This window comes from Chryseobacterium sp. MIQD13 (assembly GCF_050496705.1).
Lineage (GTDB): Bacteria > Bacteroidota > Bacteroidia > Flavobacteriales > Weeksellaceae > Chryseobacterium.
Genome location: NZ_JBNWAF010000001.1, coordinates 1,411,804 through 1,432,629 on the forward strand (window position 1 = coordinate 1,411,804; position 20,826 = coordinate 1,432,629).

Annotated in this window: 25 protein-coding genes; 9 read left to right on the top strand and 16 right to left on the bottom strand. The window is 36.3% G+C overall.

The genetic code is table 11. The features are described 5' to 3' along the window. Window positions 1–13: 13 nt before the first annotated feature. Entirely contained in the window at window positions 14–577 is a 564-nt protein-coding gene (locus tag ACQWU4_RS06730; RefSeq protein ID WP_429935003.1) for a TetR/AcrR family transcriptional regulator, read from the bottom strand. Between the two features lie 100 nt (window positions 578–677). Here ACQWU4_RS06730 and ACQWU4_RS06735 point away from each other — a divergent pair, with 100 nt between their 5' ends. After that, window positions 678–1,922 carry a hypothetical protein gene (locus ACQWU4_RS06735; RefSeq protein ID WP_429935004.1) on the top strand — a complete coding sequence of 415 codons (1,245 nt, stop codon included), beginning with the start codon at window positions 678–680 and terminating at the stop codon, window positions 1,920–1,922. Between the two features lie 267 nt (window positions 1,923–2,189). Further along, a complete protein-coding gene (locus ACQWU4_RS06740; RefSeq protein WP_429935005.1) occupies window positions 2,190–2,828 on the top strand; it encodes a hypothetical protein in 639 nt (212 codons plus the stop codon). Window positions 2,829–2,834: 6 nt separating this feature from the next. On the opposite strand, the gene ACQWU4_RS06745 is transcribed toward ACQWU4_RS06740, so the two are convergent. Together ACQWU4_RS06745 and ACQWU4_RS06750 are read right to left on the bottom strand one after the other, a co-directional pair. After that, window positions 2,835–3,209 (bottom strand): hypothetical protein, encoded by a 375-nt coding sequence (locus ACQWU4_RS06745; protein ID WP_429935006.1) that lies wholly within the window; start codon window positions 3,207–3,209, stop codon window positions 2,835–2,837. Continuing rightward, on the bottom strand, window positions 3,209–3,343 hold the full coding sequence (locus ACQWU4_RS06750; protein WP_429935007.1) for a hypothetical protein: 135 nt from the start codon (window positions 3,341–3,343) through the stop codon (window positions 3,209–3,211). The genes ACQWU4_RS06745 and ACQWU4_RS06750 overlap by 1 nt, the downstream gene beginning before the upstream one ends. 88 nt (window positions 3,344–3,431) lie before the next feature. On the opposite strand from ACQWU4_RS06750, the gene ACQWU4_RS06755 reads away from it, so the two are divergent. The 4 genes from ACQWU4_RS06755 to ACQWU4_RS06770 all read left to right on the top strand — a co-directional run bounded on the left by ACQWU4_RS06755 (window position 3,432) and on the right by ACQWU4_RS06770 (window position 6,745). Beyond that, window positions 3,432–4,058, top strand: coding sequence for a TetR/AcrR family transcriptional regulator (locus ACQWU4_RS06755; protein ID WP_429935008.1), 627 nt, complete (start codon window positions 3,432–3,434; stop codon window positions 4,056–4,058). A 461-nt stretch (window positions 4,059–4,519) separates the two neighbouring features. Next, on the top strand, window positions 4,520–5,713 hold the full coding sequence (gene tyrS / locus ACQWU4_RS06760; RefSeq protein WP_429935010.1) for a tyrosine--tRNA ligase: 1,194 nt from the start codon (window positions 4,520–4,522) through the stop codon (window positions 5,711–5,713). A gap of 67 nt (window positions 5,714–5,780) precedes the next feature. Next, window positions 5,781–6,290 carry an exonuclease gene (locus ACQWU4_RS06765; protein ID WP_429935011.1) on the top strand — a complete coding sequence of 170 codons (510 nt, stop codon included), beginning with the start codon at window positions 5,781–5,783 and terminating at the stop codon, window positions 6,288–6,290. Between the two features lie 5 nt (window positions 6,291–6,295). After that, complete coding sequence (locus ACQWU4_RS06770; protein ID WP_429935012.1) at window positions 6,296–6,745, top strand: GNAT family N-acetyltransferase; 450 nt, start codon at window positions 6,296–6,298, stop codon at window positions 6,743–6,745. 21 nt (window positions 6,746–6,766) lie between these two features. Here the strand turns inward: ACQWU4_RS06770 and ACQWU4_RS06775 are convergent, their stop codons facing one another. From ACQWU4_RS06775 to panD, 8 genes are all read right to left on the bottom strand, one after another. Continuing rightward, the gene (locus tag ACQWU4_RS06775; RefSeq protein WP_429935013.1) at window positions 6,767–8,278 is read right to left on the bottom strand and encodes a helix-hairpin-helix domain-containing protein; all 1,512 of its coding nucleotides are present in this window, start codon (window positions 8,276–8,278) and stop codon (window positions 6,767–6,769) included. A gap of 3 nt (window positions 8,279–8,281) precedes the next feature. After that, a complete protein-coding gene (locus ACQWU4_RS06780; RefSeq protein ID WP_429935014.1) occupies window positions 8,282–9,511 on the bottom strand; it encodes a PP2C family serine/threonine-protein phosphatase in 1,230 nt (409 codons plus the stop codon). Window positions 9,512–9,542: 31 nt separating this feature from the next. Then, window positions 9,543–10,586, bottom strand: a complete 1,044-nt coding sequence (locus ACQWU4_RS06785) for a TerY-C metal binding domain-containing protein (protein WP_429935015.1) — start codon at window positions 10,584–10,586, stop codon at window positions 9,543–9,545. Window positions 10,587–10,609: 23 nt separating this feature from the next. Further along, entirely contained in the window at window positions 10,610–11,248 is a 639-nt protein-coding gene (locus ACQWU4_RS06790; RefSeq protein ID WP_429935016.1) for a vWA domain-containing protein, read from the bottom strand. Window positions 11,249–11,330: 82 nt separating this feature from the next. Further along, entirely contained in the window at window positions 11,331–12,002 is a 672-nt protein-coding gene (locus ACQWU4_RS06795; RefSeq protein WP_429935017.1) for a TerD family protein, read from the bottom strand. Window positions 12,003–12,029: 27 nt separating this feature from the next. Beyond that, window positions 12,030–12,605, bottom strand: coding sequence for a TerD family protein (locus ACQWU4_RS06800; RefSeq protein WP_429935018.1), 576 nt, complete (start codon window positions 12,603–12,605; stop codon window positions 12,030–12,032). A 244-nt stretch (window positions 12,606–12,849) separates the two neighbouring features. After that, a complete protein-coding gene (locus ACQWU4_RS06805) occupies window positions 12,850–13,932 on the bottom strand; it encodes a lysylphosphatidylglycerol synthase transmembrane domain-containing protein (protein WP_429935019.1) in 1,083 nt (360 codons plus the stop codon). Between the two features lie 5 nt (window positions 13,933–13,937). Further along, a complete protein-coding gene (gene panD, locus ACQWU4_RS06810) occupies window positions 13,938–14,288 on the bottom strand; it encodes an aspartate 1-decarboxylase (protein WP_034706528.1) in 351 nt (116 codons plus the stop codon). A gap of 398 nt (window positions 14,289–14,686) precedes the next feature. Here panD and ACQWU4_RS06815 point away from each other — a divergent pair, with 398 nt between their 5' ends. Further along, the gene (locus ACQWU4_RS06815) at window positions 14,687–14,977 is read left to right on the top strand and encodes an HU family DNA-binding protein (protein ID WP_002976900.1); all 291 of its coding nucleotides are present in this window, start codon (window positions 14,687–14,689) and stop codon (window positions 14,975–14,977) included. A 316-nt stretch (window positions 14,978–15,293) separates the two neighbouring features. Here the strand turns inward: ACQWU4_RS06815 and pdxH are convergent, their stop codons facing one another. After that, the gene (pdxH, locus tag ACQWU4_RS06820) at window positions 15,294–15,935 is read right to left on the bottom strand and encodes a pyridoxamine 5'-phosphate oxidase (RefSeq protein ID WP_429935020.1); all 642 of its coding nucleotides are present in this window, start codon (window positions 15,933–15,935) and stop codon (window positions 15,294–15,296) included. A 24-nt stretch (window positions 15,936–15,959) separates the two neighbouring features. Between pdxH and ACQWU4_RS06825 the strand changes: the two genes are divergently transcribed. Both ACQWU4_RS06825 and ACQWU4_RS06830 read left to right on the top strand, forming a co-directional pair. Then, window positions 15,960–16,508: a YqgE/AlgH family protein gene (locus ACQWU4_RS06825; protein ID WP_429935021.1), complete on the top strand. Its 549-nt coding sequence runs from the start codon at window positions 15,960–15,962 to the stop codon at window positions 16,506–16,508. Between the two features lie 106 nt (window positions 16,509–16,614). Then, on the top strand, window positions 16,615–17,196 hold the full coding sequence (locus ACQWU4_RS06830; RefSeq protein WP_429935022.1) for an N-acetylmuramoyl-L-alanine amidase family protein: 582 nt from the start codon (window positions 16,615–16,617) through the stop codon (window positions 17,194–17,196). 84 nt (window positions 17,197–17,280) lie between these two features. On the opposite strand, the gene ACQWU4_RS06835 is transcribed toward ACQWU4_RS06830, so the two are convergent. The 4 genes from ACQWU4_RS06835 to ACQWU4_RS06850 all read right to left on the bottom strand — a co-directional run bounded on the left by ACQWU4_RS06835 (window position 17,281) and on the right by ACQWU4_RS06850 (window position 20,825). Beyond that, window positions 17,281–18,090 carry an aminotransferase class IV gene (locus ACQWU4_RS06835; RefSeq protein ID WP_429935023.1) on the bottom strand — a complete coding sequence of 270 codons (810 nt, stop codon included), beginning with the start codon at window positions 18,088–18,090 and terminating at the stop codon, window positions 17,281–17,283. A 77-nt stretch (window positions 18,091–18,167) separates the two neighbouring features. Continuing rightward, window positions 18,168–18,554 (bottom strand): START-like domain-containing protein, encoded by a 387-nt coding sequence (locus tag ACQWU4_RS06840; protein ID WP_040998091.1) that lies wholly within the window; start codon window positions 18,552–18,554, stop codon window positions 18,168–18,170. A gap of 189 nt (window positions 18,555–18,743) precedes the next feature. After that, window positions 18,744–19,919 carry an aspartate aminotransferase family protein gene (locus tag ACQWU4_RS06845; RefSeq protein WP_429935083.1) on the bottom strand — a complete coding sequence of 392 codons (1,176 nt, stop codon included), beginning with the start codon at window positions 19,917–19,919 and terminating at the stop codon, window positions 18,744–18,746. A gap of 129 nt (window positions 19,920–20,048) precedes the next feature. Next, window positions 20,049–20,825, bottom strand: coding sequence for a hypothetical protein (locus ACQWU4_RS06850; protein WP_429935024.1), 777 nt, complete (start codon window positions 20,823–20,825; stop codon window positions 20,049–20,051). Between the last annotated feature and the right edge of the window lies 1 nt (window position 20,826).

The window sequence follows — 20,826 nt, forward strand, 5'->3', positions numbered from 1 at the left end:
ATAAGTAAAAAAATTAAGACAACTGAGCCTCAATCATTTTTCGGATCCGGTCAAAGGAATCCGGATTTTTATTAATGGTTGAACTTACTACAGCACCTTCTATCAAAAGGAAAATATTTTCAGTCATCAGATCTGCATCAATATTTTTTTTGTTTTCAGCATATTCATCGATCAGTTTTCTGATCATTTCTTTCTGCTTCAATTTGTGCTGTTTTACAAAATCAGAAACAACCGGGCTGCTATCTCCTACTTCCGAAATGATTTTAATGAAGTGACAGCCGGCAAATTTTGATGACTTCTGTAAGCTTTTACGATAATCTATGAGAGAAAGTATCTTTTCCCTGGAGCCTGAAATTTTTGCAGAATATACTTCAAAACCTTTGAACCATTCAGATTCTTCTTTGAAGAGATACGCCTGAAGAAGATCATTCTTGGATGAAAAATGGTTGTACAGAGATCCTATGGCAATATCAGCTTCAGCAATAATCTGATTAATCCCTGTTGAATTAAAACCTTGTCTGTAAAAAAGATCCGAAGCTACCCTGATAATCCTTTCCTTTACTTTTTCTTTTTTCATCTGAAAAATTTTTACAAATTTATGCAAAAAAAATAGATAAGTCTATCTATTTTTTATTTTTCACTTTGTGTATCTTTATTTACAATTAAAAGAATAGATAATGGGTAAGTTCCATGGAAAAGTAAAATCTGTAAAAGAATACATCGCTGGAGTAATTCAGAGTGAAACTATGTACTCACCTGAAGGGAAAGTTTCAGAAATAAAGCTTTACAGAAAAGGGATTCTGTCCAGTACTGAAAAAAGATATGAAAAAGATGGTATGAATATCCGAGAAATTCACCGTTTAGGAAAAACTTCTCCTGAAATGGTCCTACTTCATTATTCTGATTCACATGGAAACCGTAATAAAACGGAATATTATGATCCTGAAAAGAATTTTCTGGATAAAAAAGAATTCGGAGAAACATTAGTAAAATATAATTCCACAGGAAAGCTTGTGAGTTTTGTTAAAGATAATGTGGTTCTTTTTCAAAAACAATTTAATAAAAAAAATCAGGCTGTTGAAGAATTATCATTTTCGGATCATGGAGATATAATTTATACTGTACAATATTTTTACCACAAAAATACAATAACAAGAAAATCATTTGATACAGAAAGACGTCTGACAAATCTACGATATCTGGTTTTGGATGAAAAAAACAGGGTTTTACAGAGCTTTAAATTTTCCAGGTATGATATTAAAAATGACTGTATTAATTATTATGAAACCTACAACACTGAAAACAAATCTAGAGTTACTACAGAAGATCTAAAAAACAGTATCGACAATAGTTTACTGGAAACTTCAGACTTTCCTTTAGATGATACTTTTGCTTGCATCAATGAAATTAAAAAATTACTCAACGAATTCAGATTTGATATGGATGGCAAAGAACTTTCCGGATATCCATCGATAAATTTCTTTACTGAATTCACTGATGTGGATTACGACCATCTGGACCGGGAGATTTCCTACAAAAAATATGTTTACTGGCCACATTTTAGTAAAGATCAGTTAACCCTACTGGAATACAGCATCAAAAAATATAATGATCGAAATCTTTTAATTGCACACAGCTATGGTAAAACGGAAAAGAATCATGATTTCGGCGGAAGTTATGAATATACCTATGAATTTGATAGCGAAAACAGAACTATAAAGAAAATCACAACCGGTGACAGCAAAAGCATAACCAGGATTTCATATGAGAATGGAAACAGAACTGAAGTTCAGGAAAAAGATGATGATGATCAAAAGTTTACCCATATTTTTGATTCGCATGATAATTTGATATATTATGAAGATACTTCAGATAAGAGAAACTGGAAATGGTATCAGACTTATGAATTCACCTATTATTAAACATTGTTTTATTCAATGATGATGCTTTTTTCAAATAAAATACCTTAATTAAGCATGATTTTAATCAATCTTTGAACTTGACGGTAAGCCTATCTCAGACTGATAAAAGTATTCAAACCCAGATTTTAATAAAGTTTGCCTTATATTTTAATTTAAACAGGTCATAAATTAGCTAGCCGTAAAGGGTATTAATAATTCACTGCATAACATTTTTCATTTTAATCATGACATATTTTGTATCTTTAGTTACCACTTTACAAAAAGATCATGTGGTACAGAGCAATGGCAGAAGAACTTTATTTCATCAAAACGAATCCCAGTGTTGCCAAAATCAATTTGTACAATAAACTTTGCCGTGAAGAGGAAAATATTATCAAATTTCTTCAGCCTGATGCCAAAGTAAGTCTTGAAATCATCAAAAAGAAAATACAAGATTCTGTAGAAAATCTTTCCAAAGAGGAACTTTCCAGCATTTTAACATGGTTCAGCAGTATTTATCCGGCCGACAGGGAGGAGACCAAAACACAGCTTTTTATCCATGGGCTTGATCTTTTTTATGAAATTCCGAAAGAACAAAATGTAAAAACATTTCAGGAAATACTTTCAGATTACGAAAATTACTCCAAGCATAATCTGGATTTTATGATAGATGCCCAAAACTTCAATCAGTTCCTTGTTTACGGATTATTTTTCACAGATATTGCCTTAAAGGAACAAGGAAACTCCACAGTCCTTTCCCATTATTTAAAAACAGATTATCCGGCTTTATATGCTCTTGCAGAAGACCAGTTCCGGAAAAAAGGTTCTGATCAGGGAAATGATCCGGCTTTGCAGCGCTACTTCGGGGATTTATATGATCTTACAAAGTTTTATAAAGGCTCAATTATTCAGCTTCATACCGGATAACGTCATTTATAATTTAAAATGGAATCCTTGAAATGCAGATAGTTTCGGTTTCAGAAAATAGTATCCTAATCCTCCCGTCAGGTAGGCTATGACATCCCAGATATCTCCTGTAAATTTTTCTGAAAGTATCGGACAAACCACTTCAAAAAGCAGAGACAAATAAATGAATGAGGACAAAATAAATTTGAGATCGGGTTTCCATTGATATTTCAGGATATCATTCATTAAATATTCTATCAGGCAGGTATACATCGGAACAGTAATGAAATCAGTAAAATGATTACTGATAACCGGAATAAAAATTCCTTTCCTTCTTAGAAAAATAATAAGCACCCAGACCACCAACCCCAACAAAAACCAATATGAGATTTTATTTTTCATCACATGTGAAGTATCGCCATAATGAATCCTATAAGGACCTGAAGAATCTTCACCAAGGTTTCCTGCATATCCTTCCCTTTTTGCGAATCTTTATTTTCAGCAGTTTCATAATTGAACATTTTCTTTCCTTCCATCCCGGTAGATTTAATCAGTCAAATATACTAAAATTAGAACAATTGTTCTAATTTTGAAATATGATTTAAACTCTCTTATATTTGAACCATGAAAACAAAGGACAAAATACTATCAAAAGCAATGGAGCTGTTTAATGAAAAAGGCTATAACAATATCACAACAAGGCACATTGCAGCTGAACTGAACATTAGTCCCGGAAATCTGCACTATCATTTCAAGCATTCGGAAGATATTATCAAGATCCTTTTTTCTGAATTGGTTCTTAAAATGGACGTTTTACTGAATAATCTGCAGAAAATAGAAGACAAAACACTGGAAGACCTATATCATTTTACTTTCTCCACTTATGATGTCTTTTATTCTTACCGCTTTCTTTTCATGAATTTCTTTGATATTCTGAAACATATTCCGGCAATAGAATCACAATACGAATCTATTAACATCAGCAGAAAGGATGAGTTCCAGGTAATTTTCAAGGGCTTCCAGAAAAATAATATTTTCAGAAACGATATTCCTGATTTTATCCTGAGAGGACTCACCACACAAATCTTTATCATCGCAGATAACTGGATCATACATAACAGCCTTTCTTTTAAAATGGACAAAGATGATGCAGTAAAACACTATGCATTAATCCAGATGAACCTGTTTTATCCTTTACTTACGAAAGAACAGCAGAAACTTTATGAAGAAAAGTACGTTATGGAATTATAATCACCTATCAGTAATTCTGTGCTGCTTATAAAGCCATAGCCAACTAAAAAGTCAACAAAATATATTTATCCATAACAATTCTTTATTTTGCTCATAAGGTATTTATGGCATGGAATTAGCTTCAGAAGCGCTAAGTAAAATTGTTTTGAAACCATTATTTTAAACCATTAAGACTTATAAACTGTTAAGAACAGTAAGTTTTTTTTATAAATCTTAACTGGTATGGAACTTTACAGCAAATCTTAGTGGTTTAAATATTGGATCAGTATCAGAAAACTTTTACATTTGTATCAATGAAACATTTAAACAGCATATTACGTCTTCCTTTTTTCAGTGAGTATTACTCCCCGGCGAATCGTTCGGGAAGACTTTCTATATCTGTAATCTAAAAAAAATAATCTAACGTATATAGAGCCCGGACAGTATTGTCCGGGCTTTTTTCATTTTAAAATCAAATCAATATGATCAGTACATTACAAGAAAATGCAGCCATTATTCTTCCGGAAAACGGTCTGGAACAGAAACTGAAACAGGCTGAAAAAGAGAACAGGAAATTAATCATCAAACTGGGGTTTGATCCTACTGCTCCGGATCTTCATCTGGGTCATGCAGTAGTTCTTAAAAAGCTGAAACAGTTTCAGGATCTGGGACATCAGATCGTCATTGTAGTGGGAAGCTTTACAGCAAGAATTGGCGACCCCACGGGAAAAAACAAGGCACGGAAACCTTTAAATACCGAAGAAGTTGAACACAATGCAAAGACCTATATCAATCAGCTTTCAAAGGTGATTAATGTGGAAAGAACTAAAATTGTTTTTAATTCTGACTGGTTGGATACACTCAGTTTTTCGGAAGTGATCCAGCTTATGTCTAAGGTAACCGTAGCCCAGCTGATGCAAAGGAATGACTTTAGCAAAAGGTTTACAGAAAATACTCCGATCGCGATGCATGAGCTTGTTTACCCTATTCTTCAGGGCTTTGATTCTGTACAAATTGAATGTGATATTGAAATGGGAGGAACCGATCAGCTGTTCAACTGTACAATGGGAAGACAATTGCAGGAAATTCATCAAATGTCAGCCCAGACAGTAATGTGTATGCCGTTACTGAAAGGTCTTGACGGTAAGGAAAAAATGAGTAAATCACTGAACAATATCATTGGCCTGACTGATGAACCGAATGACATGTTTGGAAAAACCATGTCGATCCCGGACAGTCTGATTGATGAATTCATTGATCTTGCTTCTGATTTTTCCTTCGAAGAAAAGACAGGTATAAAACTAAGATTAGAAAATGGTGAAAACCCGATGAATATAAAAAAACTGATTGCTAAAAATATCATTAGCCAATACCATGATTCAACAGCGGCAGAACTTGCAGAAGAATTCTTCAGCAGCCAGTTTCAGAGTAAAAATTTTGAGGAGAAAGTATATGAACCTGTTGATCTAAATTTATTCAGTCACGGAAAAATTAATGTGCTAGAACTTTGCTGTCATCTTAAAAGTGAGCTCAGCAAATCAGCTGTGCGCAGACTGATCCAAAGTGGAGGAATTCAGATCAATACTATAAAAATAACGGATCCTGAACAGGAAATCGAGCTATTAAAGGAAACTAAAATAAAAATCGGGAGAAGAAGTTTTTTTGAACTTATGTAAAACTTCGGAGGTACAAGAATAATTTTCAATATATTCGTTTGATTAAAGAAAAACGATGAGCTATTTTATGGTTGATATCGAGTCGGACGGCCCGATTCCCGGGGATTTTTCAATGATCTGTTTCGGAGCAGTTCTGGTAAACGAGGAGCTGGATACTACTTTTTACGGAAAACTGAAACCTATTTCAGAAAAATTCAATCCTGATGCTCTGGCTGTTTCCGGTTTCAGCAGGGAGGAAACCATGGGTTTTGATAATCCTGAAAAAGTTATGCTGACTTTTGAAGAATGGATCAGGGAACATTCGAAGGGAAGACCTATTTTCATCAGTGACAATAATGGTTTTGACTGGATGTTTATCTGCTGGTATTTTCATCATTTTACCGGAAAAAATCCTTTCGGATATTCTTCAAGAAGGCTGTCGGATCTGTACTGCGGATTGGAAAAGGATACTTTTGCCCAATGGAAACATCTCCGTAAAACAGAACACACACATAATCCTGTAGATGATGCCAGAGGAAATGCAGAGGTACTGCTGCATATGAAAAATGAAATGGGACTGAAAATCGGATTAAAATAATTATTATGAAAGATCTTCAATACAGAAAAGCCTCAGAAAACGATATTGATTACCTTCTTGATCTAAGAATGAAAACCATGAATCCGCATTATGCAGCTTCCAATCTTCCAACGGACAGGGAAGCTACGTTACAGAGAATTCTTTATCAGTTCGACAAGGCTAATATCATCCTTTTAAACAATGAACCTGCAGGATTGTTAAAGATCAACAGATCTGCGGATAAAACAGAGGTTCTACAGCTTCAGATCGATCCGGGCCAGCAGGGAAAAGGTCTCGGAAAAGCAATTTTGAGTGATATCCTGAGTGAAGCTTCCTCAGAAGGGAAAACAGTCTCTTTAAGTGTATTAAAAACAAATAAAGCCCAACATTTATATACAAGCCTTGGCTTTAAAATTGTGGGTGAAGATGAGCATTCTTTCTTTATGGAATTTCATGAGGAGACTCCCCATTCCTAGAGTGGGTGATTAGAATACAGCTTACTGATTCGCCATCGTCACCAATATCAGCCTTCCGCCTTCTTCAGAAGACAAAAGAATCTTTTTTCCATCTGTAAGTTCAACCATAGATCCGGGTGGAATCTCCTTCTGCTCTGTAACATCTTTCATAGAAAGCAGGCTTTGATTAACAAATACCCATTTCCCGTTATGAAAAGTAAAATAACCTACAGGCATTTTATCCTGCATCGTAAGGTTTTCATTTCTGATCACTTTTCTGGAAACATGCCATTTGAATAAATACTGATTGTTATACACCATCAGCCTGTGATTTTCCGGTTTCCATACCTCATCATCAAATTTATAGTATAAGTCCAGCACCGGAAGTGTTCCCTGATGTGATGTTCCACAGAAAGGGCATTTTGGATTGCTGCTGTTATCAAATACGTACCATTTCTCTGTACATTCCGGGTTGTGGCAAGGCTGTATCAGATCAGCAGTCTTTAGAAGTGCAGTTTCCCATTCATTGGCTGTAGGCCGTCTGATGGGGTCGTGAAGTCCTTCTATAAATGCTTTTTTAAACAATTCGGAAAGATAAGGTCCAGCGGCCGTAAAAGGAATCTTTTGAGGATCGCCCCAGAATGTGTCCCATTTTCTCAGATGATCAGCTTTGACATTATTCGACGGATCATTAGGGTGCTCTACAAACAGTGCCTTCTCACCCATAGAAATAATTTCATCCTTTTCAGAATCCAGATCCCAGATCTTTCCGCCTCTTAAAGGATGCCTTCTGAACAGGTACATATAAATAAGTACTGCCAGTGCATGAAGATCAGTTTTCTGATTGGGCAGATGTCTTCCGGGATCCTGCATACTCAGATGCTTGGTCTTTAAAACTTCGGGAGCAATAAAATCTGCAGTTCCGATGACTTCGGGAGGAAATAATTTTGGAACCACCAATCCGTCTATATCAATAATGCAGGCTGATTTTGTTACCGGATCTATCAGAATATTGTTATAGGAAAGATCTGAATGTGCTAATCCCATCTGGTGAAGTTTTTTCACCCCCCTGCTGATATTGATAGTAATCTGAAAATAGCTGAGCCAGTCTCCAAGCTCGGAATGATCCAGCCTTAAAGGATACTGCTGATTTCTGAACATTGGTGCGGTAAACCATTTCCCTACTTTATCCTGCCCCTGGATATTATCAGATCCTATATACCCTTTTGCAAAGAAGAATTTATTATGGTAAATGGGAACTACAATTCCCGTCAGTTTATTTTTTTCTACAATATCATATGGCCATCTGAATATTTCGTTCAGAAAATAATCCGGTGAATTTCCGCTTTTAATATTCCCGAGATAAGTGGAAACAATTCTCATAATACGTTCTTTCTGTCCTCCATCTAAAGGATTCCTGTAAAAAGCAACCACATATTCCCTGTCCGGCGAAAAGTAAACGTCCTTCACACCGCCGCGGATTGGGCTTTCATCTACATATTCATATGATTTTGCTGTATCCAGAATGGAAATAACTTTAACGGTCTTTTTCATGTTTTAATAAATTATGGCCAATGTTCTGTCGTCGTGATTTCCTCGGCTCCAGAAATCAGTCCATGTAAGAAGCTGCTGATCAGTGTCTGAATCGTTGATAAAATCTACCTTTACACGGTCATCATTATTTCCGGCGAGATCATCAAAAAAAGCTTTCCAGCTTTCTGTATCTTCAAGCCGGCTTTCCGTCATGAATTTCGGGTCGTAAATGCCGTCTGTCATCAGCACAAGATAAGAAAAGTCTCTGATACAGTTTATTTTGAATCTTGAAACCATATCATCGGTAAATATTTCTTTCATTGTAATAAACCGGGTGCCGCCTCCAAATTCGCCTACATCCATCCGGTTCAGAAGCTTTACTTCAGAAAAACCGGAGCTGATAAGATTAATCGGACAATCTCCCACTCCAAAAGTGAGGACTATATAGCCGAAATCAAATTTTTTAGCTAATGCAAAGATTAGCGTAGTGTGGAGATCTTTTATCGTAAAAGAATTTTCTGTGGCTGCTTTATCCAAAACATGATATACATGCAGAACGCCTTCATATAAAAGTCTTATGATATTCTCTTTTGCTTCGGATTTTGTTTCTTCTGATGATTCTGTGATACCGTAGGTAATTTCAATATTCTTTTCAATTTTGGTTAAAATTTCTTCTGAACTGAAAAAATTATTTACTGAAACGGCTGCAAGTCTTGAACCCTCTCTTGCTATAGCTGCAGAGCCTGCACCATCCGCAACAGAAATGATATTCCAGTCTCCCGGAAGTTCGTTTACTGCAAAATCATCATCCCTGAATTTTCCTTCATGGGCATGAGAACGTCCTCTTTTGGATACAACAGCAATTTTTCTGTCTAAAAACTTTCCTTTATGAGATGTGTCGTCAGGTTTATGATAAGCATCGTTTGTATCGCTTGGTATATTTTTCCAAAGGTCTTTTGGGTCGGCATTAACAAGCAGGTGTACTTTTTTGGTCTCTGTATTGTTTTCATCATGGGTATGATAGAATTCAATATCAAGCTCATGAAGGCTGTTTATGCCGGGAATTCCTGATATTCTATTATTTTCGAAGGTAAGACCTGTCTCCCGAAGATTGGTGATGTTTTTGAGCCTTATATTCGGAAAATCCTCCATATCAAAACTGAATTCATAAAACTGTTTTGAGCTGGCATTTTTAAGCACCAGATGAACATCTTTAAATTCTTCCTTCTCCCTGTGAATAACAGCTTTTTCCATGATTCTTCCTTTTCCTCTGAAATGATCTTTCTTATCCTAATGTCCTGTTAATATCAAATCCTTCACTGGAAAATCCGTAATAATCTGAAGTTCCGCACCAAGGGCATTTATTGTAACCTTCTCCGCTCAGACAGTGAATTCCGCCACATGAGCAGGTTGCCAGTGCAATAGGATTGGCACAGTGGGGGCATGAAGTACCTCCCTGAAGCTCTTCGATTGAGATTTTAAGGTTGTTTTTCTGAGAAGATGAAAGTCTCAGATATGCTTTTTCATCAATTTTATAGGCTCCATCCAGCCTGTAATATCTTGTAGACATTCCCGGTATACTTGATTCCGCAAATGTTTTCTTGAATTTCATTAAATATAATTTTTCCGTTTCTGAACATTTACCGTTCAGGACCACAAAATTATTGTCCGGAAATTTCTGCTCCAGTTCAGGGTTTACTTTTTCCAGAATAATAGAGTCAATTTTGGAAAGATTAATTCCTTCTTTATTAGCTTCGGTAACACTCTGGCTGGTTGTTTTAATAGAATCTGTCACCCATTTGAAAAATTCTTTATAGGAATTCTCATCAGAGTTATTGAACAGTAAAACATTGTCAGATAAAGTTCCCAACAGTTTATAGTTAGTATTCTCACCGATAGAAACAGCTATAGTATTAGATTTCCCATGATATTTATTGTTCCATCTCTCAATAGCTTTTGTGGCATCATCGGTAGGAACGCCATCTGTAAAAAGAAAAACGATAGGTTTCCAGTCGCCTTTCCTATCGTAGGTAGTTTTCACAATATCCCTGTCTATACAATCCATTACTTTGATGAGGCCCTGAGACAGCGACGTTCCGCTTCCAATGGGAATCTTTGGTGGATAAAAGCTGATAATATCCTGAAGAGGTGTAATAACCTCAGCTTCTCCCGCAAAGCCTATAATAGAAATATAGACCGTTTCCAGCGAATACGGATCTTTTTTTAATTCTCTGATGATATTGGCAATACCTTCCTGTACCTGCTCAATAGGCTCTCCAACCATAGATTCAGAGACATCGACTAAAAAATAAATAGGCAGTCTTCTCATGATTTATAATAAAGACAAGTGATTTAAATAATAATATTAAGCTCGGACGGCGGTGGAGGCAACGGTGCACTTTCTCCTGTCCCTTGCGATTTTCCTCCCATTGTAATGGATGAACTTACCCATTTGAAAAATGATGAAAGCGTAATGGCGTCGGTTGTATCCAATTTTACCACATGATCCGTAAGTTCTTTCAGAAACTGTTCATCTGCTTTAGGACCGGCGGCACAGCCTACAATAGCCCCAAATTCCAAATCTCTGATCACCGGGATCATTTGTCTGTATTTCTGAATATCGGAGGGTTTTCCGTCAGTAAATATAAATAGCAGTGGTTTCCAGTCATCTTTGCCATCCGAAGACCCTCTGATCAGCTCTTTCTTCACCAGTTCCGAGACCATTTCCAAAGCTGCACCGGTATGGGTAGGTCCACTGTCCGGACAGGTGATTTCCATAGGATAAAAACTGGCCAGATCAGTCAGAGGAATAATATTTTTAACTTCACGGTCGAAGGTGATCACACTCAGATGAAGGCTGTCCATTGCCTGCGGATCTGCACGGAGCATGCTTATCAGCCCGTTAAATCCGTTATTAAGTGCCTGAATGGGTTCTCCGTTCATAGAACCGGAGGTATCCAGTAAAAAGTATGCTAATAATCTCCTGCTCATGGTAAGATGATAGTATTTCTGAAGCCGGCAGGGAAGTTTTCAACTTCTGCTGCCGGCTTTTAAGTTTGATAAAATTCAGATTTTAATTGCTGTATGCGTACTGCTTCAGAATCTCAATAAAATTGTCTGTCTGATGAGGCTCTCCTAGCGCACGGAATTTCCAGTCGCCATTGTGACGGTATGCTTCGGCAAAAACCATAGCACATTTTCCGTTCATGCTTGCATCTCCTGAAAGGCTGTATTTTGTAATTTCTTTACCTTTGGCGTCTACTGCTCTGATAAAGGCATTCTCTATCATTCCGAAATGCTGGTTATTTTGTTTCCCCTGGTAAATGGTCACCAGGAATAAGATTTTCTGATAGCTCTCGTCTAATTGGTCCAGTTTAACAATGATCTGTTCATCATCTCCATCTCCTGCTCCGGTTCTGTTATCTCCGGTTAGCCATATATTTCCGCTTGGATGCTGCATGGAATTAAAGAAAACCACATCACCCTGATAAAGAGCGATCTGTCTTCCGTCATTAGTTTGCACAGTTTTTCCGAGATTGGCTACTTTGCCGTTTCCGTCTAAAAGAAATGCCACTGCATCAAGATCGTATTCTGCTTCTTTACTGAACAGTTTCCCAAAGAAACCGCCCTGTTTTCTTACATCCCATCCTAAACCGATCGTTACTTTTGAAAGATCGTAAACACTTTCTCCGCGGTCATTTTTTCTTAAATCAATTGTTTGACCTTTCTGTAAATTAATTGCCATAGTTATAGTTTTGTGTATTTGAAATAATTATTTAATAATTTGTCCTTTGTAATATTTTTCAAGGAAGAACGCAAGATCTGCTCTGTAGCCTATTCCTGATGCTTCGAATTTCCAGCTTCCGTTTCTTTTGTACAATCTTCCGAATTCTACTCCGGTTTCGATAGAGAAATCTTCATCCAGCTCGTATTTTGCGATCTCCTGACTGGTCCCGTTATCTACAATTCTGATATATGAATTTCTCACCTGTCCGAAATTCTGTTTTCTTCTTTCAAAATCTTCGATCGTTACTACGAAAAGGATTTCTTCAGCTCTAGGATCTACTTTTTCAAGATCTACAATAATTGCCTCATCATCGTCACCATCACTGTTTTTTCCGTTCGGGTCATCTCCTGTGTGAGTCAGTGCCCCATCGGGAGACTGAAGGTTATTATAAAAGACAAAACATTCTTCATTTATTAATTTCCTGTCAGAGTCAATCATGATGGCAGAAGCATCCAGATCGAAATCAAAGCCGGTTCCTTCATTCGGGTCCCAGCCGAGTCCTATCGTCATTTTAGTCAGTCCTATATCGATCTTTTGTCCTTTCTGTAAGTTAATTGCCATAGTGTTTTAGTTATTAATTATTTTTTGTTTAAGATAAATTTGATTTGTGAACTGACCAAATTTATTGATAAAAAAATGAAAGGTATGTGATAACTATTATAAATCTTTAATTTTAATAGGACTTTAACATAAAACAATGGCTGTCAATACTTAGCTATCTCCTTTGATCTCTTTCGAAACCATTAAGCACAAAAAAGCCCAATTAAAAAATTGGACCCGTATTAATTAAAAAGTTATTGTTGAATTAATTTTCAAATACTTTTTCAGCAACCGCTTTTTCTCTTGCCTTCGCCAGCATAGGAATGGAAATAAGTCCCATCACCAGCATGATAGTAATCTGTAAAGGAAGTGAAATAAATGAATAGGTCAACCCCATTTCACCACCTAACTCTGCATTTTTCCCCATTGAGATGAACAAAGCCATAAAACCGTATTTCATAGCCAGATTGAATGCTCCGATCCCTCCACTGGCAGGAACAATCATTCCCAAGGTACCAACAACCACAATAAAGAAGCCGTCAGCAATGGTAAAGTTAGAAGTTTCAGGAAGTGCAAAACATACGAGATAGGCTGCAAAATAGTAGCAAACCCATATTCCTATAGTATAAAGGATAAATTTTCCTTTTTCTTTTAATTTAAAAATTGTTGTCAATCCCTGAAGAATTCCTTTTCCAAAATTAATCAGTTTTTCTTTTTGATATTTATAAAAGAGACTTAAACCTATTAAAACTAATACTCCCAGAACAATTTTAGCATACAAATAAAATGAATCAAAATCCCTCACTCCCAACTTCATCATTTGTCTTTCAAAAAAATTAGGAATGAATTTCTCTTTCTCATCTTTCTTATTTATTACAAAATCATAGAAAGAACGAATTGCATTAAACTTAAAGATTAACGTTAAAATCAAAAACGCAACCATACAGATAAGATCTACTACCCTTTCGAGTATAATGGTTCCAAAAGACTTATCAACCGGCACTTTTTCCACACCATACAAAGCAGTCGCCCTAGCCACTTCACCACTTCTCGGAATGGTAAGATTCATTAAATAACCGAAAGATATGGACCACAATGAATTTGAGTTGGAAATTCTATGCCCTATTGGCTCAAGCATAAGGTTCCAGCGTACAGCCCTGAACCAGTAAGCCAGAATACCAAAAACAGAAGCAAACAATACCCACAGATAATTAGCTTTTGCCAAAGATGCCTTGATCACTTTAAAATCAAGCCCCTTTAAGGCCAGCCATAAAAAAAAGCCTGCAAAAGCAAGCGAGATTACTATTGTTAGTATTGGTTTTAAAGGATTTTTTGATTTTTTCTCCATGAAGATTAAGTGAGAAGATTTGTTTTTTCATCCGGAAAAACGATTTTCGGCTGGAATACTTTTGCTTCTTCAGGCGTCATCTGTGCATAAGCAATGATAATAATAATATCATCTCTCTGTACTTTTCTTGCAGCAGGCCCGTTTAAGCATACTTCCCCGGATTTTCTTTTTCCTTTGATAACATAGGTATCAAAACGTTCTCCATTATTCACATTCACGATATAGACCCTTTCTCCCACTACCAAACCGGCAGCTTCTATAAGATCTTCATCGATCGTTATACTCCCAATATAATTAAGGTCTGAGGCCGTAACCCGTACCCTGTGGATCTTAGACTTGAAAACTTCTATTAACATTCTGCAAATTTATTAATAAAAATTAATAAATCGGGCTTTTGAAATCATTTTAAAACTCCCACGAACCCAGCTATTTAATTTTGTATTATACAAGCTTTCAAGCCATTGTTTATAAATTACGCAAACATATCATTAAAAATATTAATAGTTTACACAAAATTCAGGATTTAATAAATACAGGAAATAATATTAATTTTTTGCTAAAGTCAATACACATAAGCATTTGGCATGATTTTAGTGAGCCGTAACGTAGATTTTACGTAAAAAGTGAAATTATCATATTTTAACTGTTTTACATGAAAACTAAAAAAATTTTACAAGTTTTAATAAAATAATTGCACAATTAGAAAATAGTATTATATTTGCTATAATTACGAACTAACTTAATATTAAAAATTATGAACAAGTCTGAATTAATCGACGCAATCGCAAAAGATGCAGGAATCACTAAAGTTGCAGCTAAAGCTGCTTTAGAATCATTCATTGGTAATGTAACAACTACTCTAAAGAAAAAAGACGGAAAAGTTTCTTTAGTAGGATTCGGTACTTTCTCAGTAGCTGAGAGAGCTGCTAGACAAGGTATCAACCCTGCAACTAAAAAACCAATCAAAATTGCTGCTAAAAAAGTTGCTAAATTTAAAGCAGGAGCTGATTTATCAAATGCAGTTTCTGGTGCTAAGAAAAAATAATCATTCAGATTAAAAAATTCAAGGGCTGTTTCTCAGGAAACGGCCTTTTTTTATTAGGATAAGGAGGCTTCGGGAGCCTCACCCACCCAGAAACGTTCCGGCAATAAGAAATACAGGATAGTTTTGGGATTCTATTTTACTATTTTAAGTTTGAGCTAAAGCTGCTTATAGTATATCTATTAAAAGTAAAAGCGGACTAAAGTCCGCTCCTATTAAATTTATATCTTTTCAGAAATAGAAAGATCAGTGTGTCTACCTACATGAAATTTCCAGCTTCCCACTAACCTCTAGTTTCTAACATCTAAATTCTTATTCTTTACGGCGCCAATCGGGAAATCTTCCAATCCAGGCCTTCCAGCTGATAAATAATCCTGTCATGAAGACGGTTGGGTCTTCCCTGCCAGAATTCAATTTCGTAAGGTTTTGCAATGTATCCGCCCCAGTTGGAAGGTCTTGGTACTTCACCGCTTTCGTATTCTTTTTCCAGCTCTTTTAATTTTTCTTCCAGAAACTCTCTGTTTGGAATCATCTGGCTCTGAGGCGAAACTACTGCCCCTAACTGGCTTCCTTTAGGCCTTGAATGAAAATATCCATCACTGAGATTTTCAGCAATTCTTTCAAGATTTGCTTTGATAATGATCTGCCTTTCCAGATGTGGCCAGAAAAAACTCAGGCAGGCCTTATGGTTATATTCTATTGCTTTTCCTTTTCTGCTGTTGTAATTGGTATAGAAAATAAATCCTTCGTAGGTATATTCTTTAAGCAATACCATTCTGGTCCTTGGGCAGCCATCTTCTTCCACTGTAGAAACCGCCATGGCATTGGCTTCAGAGACGGTCGGGCTATTACTGGCATCCAAAAACCAGTCCCTGAACTGTTCAAGAGGATTTTGTTTTATCTCACTTTCAATAAGTTGGGATTTCTCATACACTTTTCTTTTGTCGTGCAGGTTTTCCATAAATATTTTTTATTAAATTTGAGTATGAATTACTCATACAAAGGTAAAATATTAATTTCCACACCTGACATTTCCGGCGATATTTTTTCGAGATCGGTGGTATTGATCATTGAGCATAACGAAAGCGGTGCGTTTGGTTTGATATTGAACAAAAAAAACAGCCAGATGAGTAGTAAGTTCAAAAATTTTTTTGATTTCAAAATAGAGGTATATGATGGCGGACCTGTAGAAAATGACAAAGTCTTTTTTATTGTTAAAGAAAAGAAGGTAACTGAGGTTTATTCTGAAATCAATAAAGACTTTTATATTACGGAAGATATTGAAAGCATCATCAGTGCTGTTCTTAATAAGGAACTGAGCATTAATGATGTAAAAATTTTTTCAGGATATTCAGGGTGGTCTGCCGAGCAGCTTGATGATGAGGTACAAAGGAAGATGTGGACGGTGGTAGATATCTATAATTTAGACTATACACTTCCCAATGACCAAACCCTCTGGAAGTCTATTATGCAGAACCTGGGCGGAGAATATCTGCTTTGGGCCAACTCACCTGAAGACATTTCTCTTAACTAACTGAATTGCTATCTGATACCTTTTAAAAACATTAACAAACTTTAAGATTATATTAACCAATTTTAAAGAAAGAATTTCCGTTATTTGAACAACTAAAATCACTGAAATGAAAGGAATCAAATTACTTGCTTTATCAGCCTTTTCTGCTTCGTTTTTATCATTTACTCCCATCAACAAAAAATATATCGTTATAGACGCCGGACATGGCGGAAATGACAGGGGAACAGTATATGGTAATTTTCTGGAGAAAGATATTACTGTAAACATTGCCAAAGAAATCAAGAAACTGAACGAAAATCAGGATCAGTATGAAGTCGTTTTAACGAGAGATTCTGACACTTACCCTTCTCTGGGTGAGAGAACAGAGATGATCAATAAACTGAATCCGGAAATCGTTATTTCCCTTCACATGAACAGCGATCCTCAAAAGGAAACTCCAAAACAGGGAACTGAAGTGTATGTTCAGAATACTGACGGTTCAAAAAAACTTGCTGAAAAAATTTCTAAAAAATTTACTGTCGGTAAAATTGAGGAACGTAATCTCCATATGCTGAGAGAAACAAAGGCTCCTGCAGTATTGGTAGAACTTGGCTTCATGAATAATACCAAGGACAGAGAGTATGTTACCAGTGAACAGGGACAGAAAGAAATCGCTCAAAAATTCACAGAAATTATCCGTGAATATTAAATAAAAGAAACAATTTCTGATTTACTCAGAATAAAACCCGGTAAAGGACTTGGGTACTTTGTTGTTTACCGGGTTTGTCAATTTTTAAAAACTATTCTTCCAGCTTTCCACCATTTCTATAAAACGGGAGCTTTCAAAAGTCTTGTTTCTTATTTTACCTACAGAAAATATGCCTTTCTCGTCGGAGATCATTAAAATCTCTTCAGCCTTTTGTGATTCAAAGGCAATAATTTCATGTTCCTGAATATCTGCAAGGTTATTTTTATGCAGAAAAGTCACAAAATTTTCCATTAAAGGAGAGATGTATGCTCCTTCAGACTGCTTGGGAACTTTGATGATATTTCCTTCCAGAAACAATAGATTTCCGGAAGTAGTACGTGCAATTCTTTTATTCGGATTAAGCAGGATCACATCATCCAGATCATTTTCTTCCGCATAAATTCCACCGTAGATATTTTCCGGGCAGTGAACCCTGATGTTACTTAATAAATTATTATTTACATTGATTTCTTTGGTAAGATCCAGTTCCAGTGGTCTGTGATGAACTGTAAGCACATCTTCCGACTCTGTTACTTCATAAAAATAGGATACTGAAGCTTTTGAAGCTGTCACTGCATCATTATTCCTGAAAACCTGGAAATTGATAATCCCGTTTTTTATTCCTTTACCGTCTATTACATCTTTATGAAAAAGGGTCTGGAAAAATTCCAGAGTATAGGTAAGCGGAATATTCATTCTCATTTTTCTCATGGAAGCCATTAGAAAGAAATAGCATTCTTCATCCATGATCAGTCCGCCATTTCTCACAAAGAAAGAAACCTTTACAGCGTCGCCCAAAAGAAACGCTCTGTTCTTTACATTTAATCCGTCTGATGTAAAATATTGATTTTCCAATTTTTGGTGTGATTTATTTATAAAAAAATAATGAACGATAAATCGTTCATCAGTTTTACCATTTAATAACGTCCGGCTTAAGCCGCACCTAATTTTATTCTAAGGTTTTCTATAAGGTTTTCCCAATACAGTGCATTTTCCTGCTCATCACCTTCTTCACAGAAATCTGTAATATTCAGAGCCAGGTCTTCTGTAATGTCGTCTATTGTGATAGTCATTTCAAAGAAATTTTTAGTCCCTTCATCTTCTTCCCATCTAAAACGTACGAAACCTTCAGGCTTATATCTAATCAAAGTGGCCTTTTCGGCAGGTCCTCCGCCCCAGCTGAAAAAGAAATCATCGCCTTTCTCTGTTACCTCATCCGCAAACCATTCAGACAATCCTTCTGCCGTCGCCAGATACTCGTATAAAATCTCTGATAAACAATGCATTGGAAATTCGTAATGGACTTTATGTTTCGCCATATAATCTTTGTTTTTATCGTCCCGCAATATATAAATTAATTTTTTTATTACACTAAAAAGCGGTTATTTTTTTAAAGAATCTTCATGATATTTATCACAGATTTTAAATATATATTGAATATAATTTTCAGACCTGAAACTGCCATGCAGTCCATAAAAAATCTCTCCGTTTTGGAGAGATTTTATTGTTTATTTTTCATTTAAAACGTCCAGAATGATTTGACATCCCTGTCTGATTTCGTCCATAGAAATTGTAAGCGGCGGTGATATTCTCATATACTCGTTTCTGTAAAGCTGCCAGAATACAATAAGGCCTTTTTCCATGCATTTTTTTGCTGCTTCAAGGGTATATTCCGGTGTTCCGAGATTAACAGCAAGCATTAGCCCCTTTCCATTGATATTTTTGATCTTAGGATGCACAAGAAGCTCTCTGAACAGCTTTTCTTTTTCAGCTGTTTCATCCATCAGACCGCTTTCCAGAACTTCTTTCAAAGTGGCATGGCTGGCTGCTGCAATCAAAGGATTCCCTCCAAAGGTCGTAATATGCCCCAGTTTTGGGGAATGTGAGAGTGTTTCCATAATCTTCCCGGAACTCATAAAAGCACCTACAGGTACTCCTCCTCCCATTCCTTTGCCCATTACAAGTATATCAGGAACAATTCCGAAATGTTCGAAAGAGAACAATTTACCGGTTCTTCCAAAACCCGGTTGAATCTCATCAAGAATCAAAAGTGCTCCTACTTCTTCACATCTTTTTTTAAGCTTGATCAGATAATCTTTTTCAGGTACTAAAAACCCTGCTGCTCCCTGAATTGTTTCAAGAATGACACAGGCTGTTTTATCTGTAATTTTATCAAAATCATTTTCATTGTTGAATTCTATAAAGCTTACCATCGGAAGTAAGGGACGGAATTCTCTTTTATGGGTTTCGTTGCCGGATACACTCAGGGCACCGTGTGTGTTACCGTGGTATGAGTTTTTAAAGGAAACAATTTCCTCTCTTCCTGTATAGCGTTTGGCCAGCTTTAGGCTTCCATCGATGGCTTCTGCCCCACTGTTTACAAGATAAGTGATTTCCAAAGGATCAGGAGTAGCTTCTGCCAGAAGTTTGCATAGTGCAATGGGTTTTTCCTGCGCATATTCTCCATATACCATTACGTGCAGGTATTTATCTGCCTGCTCTTTGATAGCTTCCACCACTTTTGGATGCGAATGCCCCAATGTATTGGCAGAAACGCCTGCTACGAAATCCAGATATTTTTTCCCGTCCGTTCCGTAGATAAAGCTTCCTTCTGCTTTTTCAACTTCAAAACCTGCTGCAAATTTTGTGGTCTGTGCCTGATATGTAAAAAAGTCTTTATGCATTTCCATTGTTGCGAAAATTTTCAGCAAAGCTAAAAAAGATTCAGCACATGCAGAAATTATCCGTCCTTAATAAAAAAATTACCCTTAATAAGTTAAGAGTAATTTTTTATTTATGAGAGAAAGTTATTTTTATAGCACTTTTTCCACCGTTACAAAGCTATTAGCAATTACGTTATATGCAGTGGTTCCTCCAACTTCAGAAATTGCTTCTAAAGTAATATACTGTCCCTGAACTACATATACAGAAAAATCCAAACTGATTTTCCTGATTGTACCGTCAAAATTCACCGTATTTTCCAAAAGCTGGAATCGCTTAGCATCATTAACGTATAAACTCGCCCCCAATCTGCTGCTAAAAGATCCTGCAGTTCCTGTAAAGTTCAGGTTTACATTCACTCTATACAAACCACTCTGGCGAATATACAGCCTATTCAGGTCTGCTCCTGTTGTTGCTGTATTTGTTTTAAGTCTTAAAGGGTCTGCTAAAAAATTGGGCTTATCAATTAAAGAATTAATAGGTAACATTACAGATCCTGAACTGGTACTGACAGGGTTTATTGTAAATCTGGAAATATTATCGGATTCTACTTCAAAGGCTTTGCTCCAGACAAGCCCGTCAAATACCATTGCCTGGCCTGTGCTTTTTACAAATAAAAGCATTCCTCTCAAAACTTCTATCCTTGTTGCCGGGGTATTTACTCCCGTAAAAGGTAAATCGGTAGCAGTTTCAACAGCAGGCAGTCCAAAGCCTTTTACTCCCGTTGCTTCACTTGTATTTGTTATATACATCATCACCTGGTCATTCCCGTTAGCATTGGAATCAGGATTGGGTATATTTGTAAAATTGACTTGTGCTCTGTATATGCTTAATGAAAACAGGAACAGGCAGAATATATATTTTTTCATT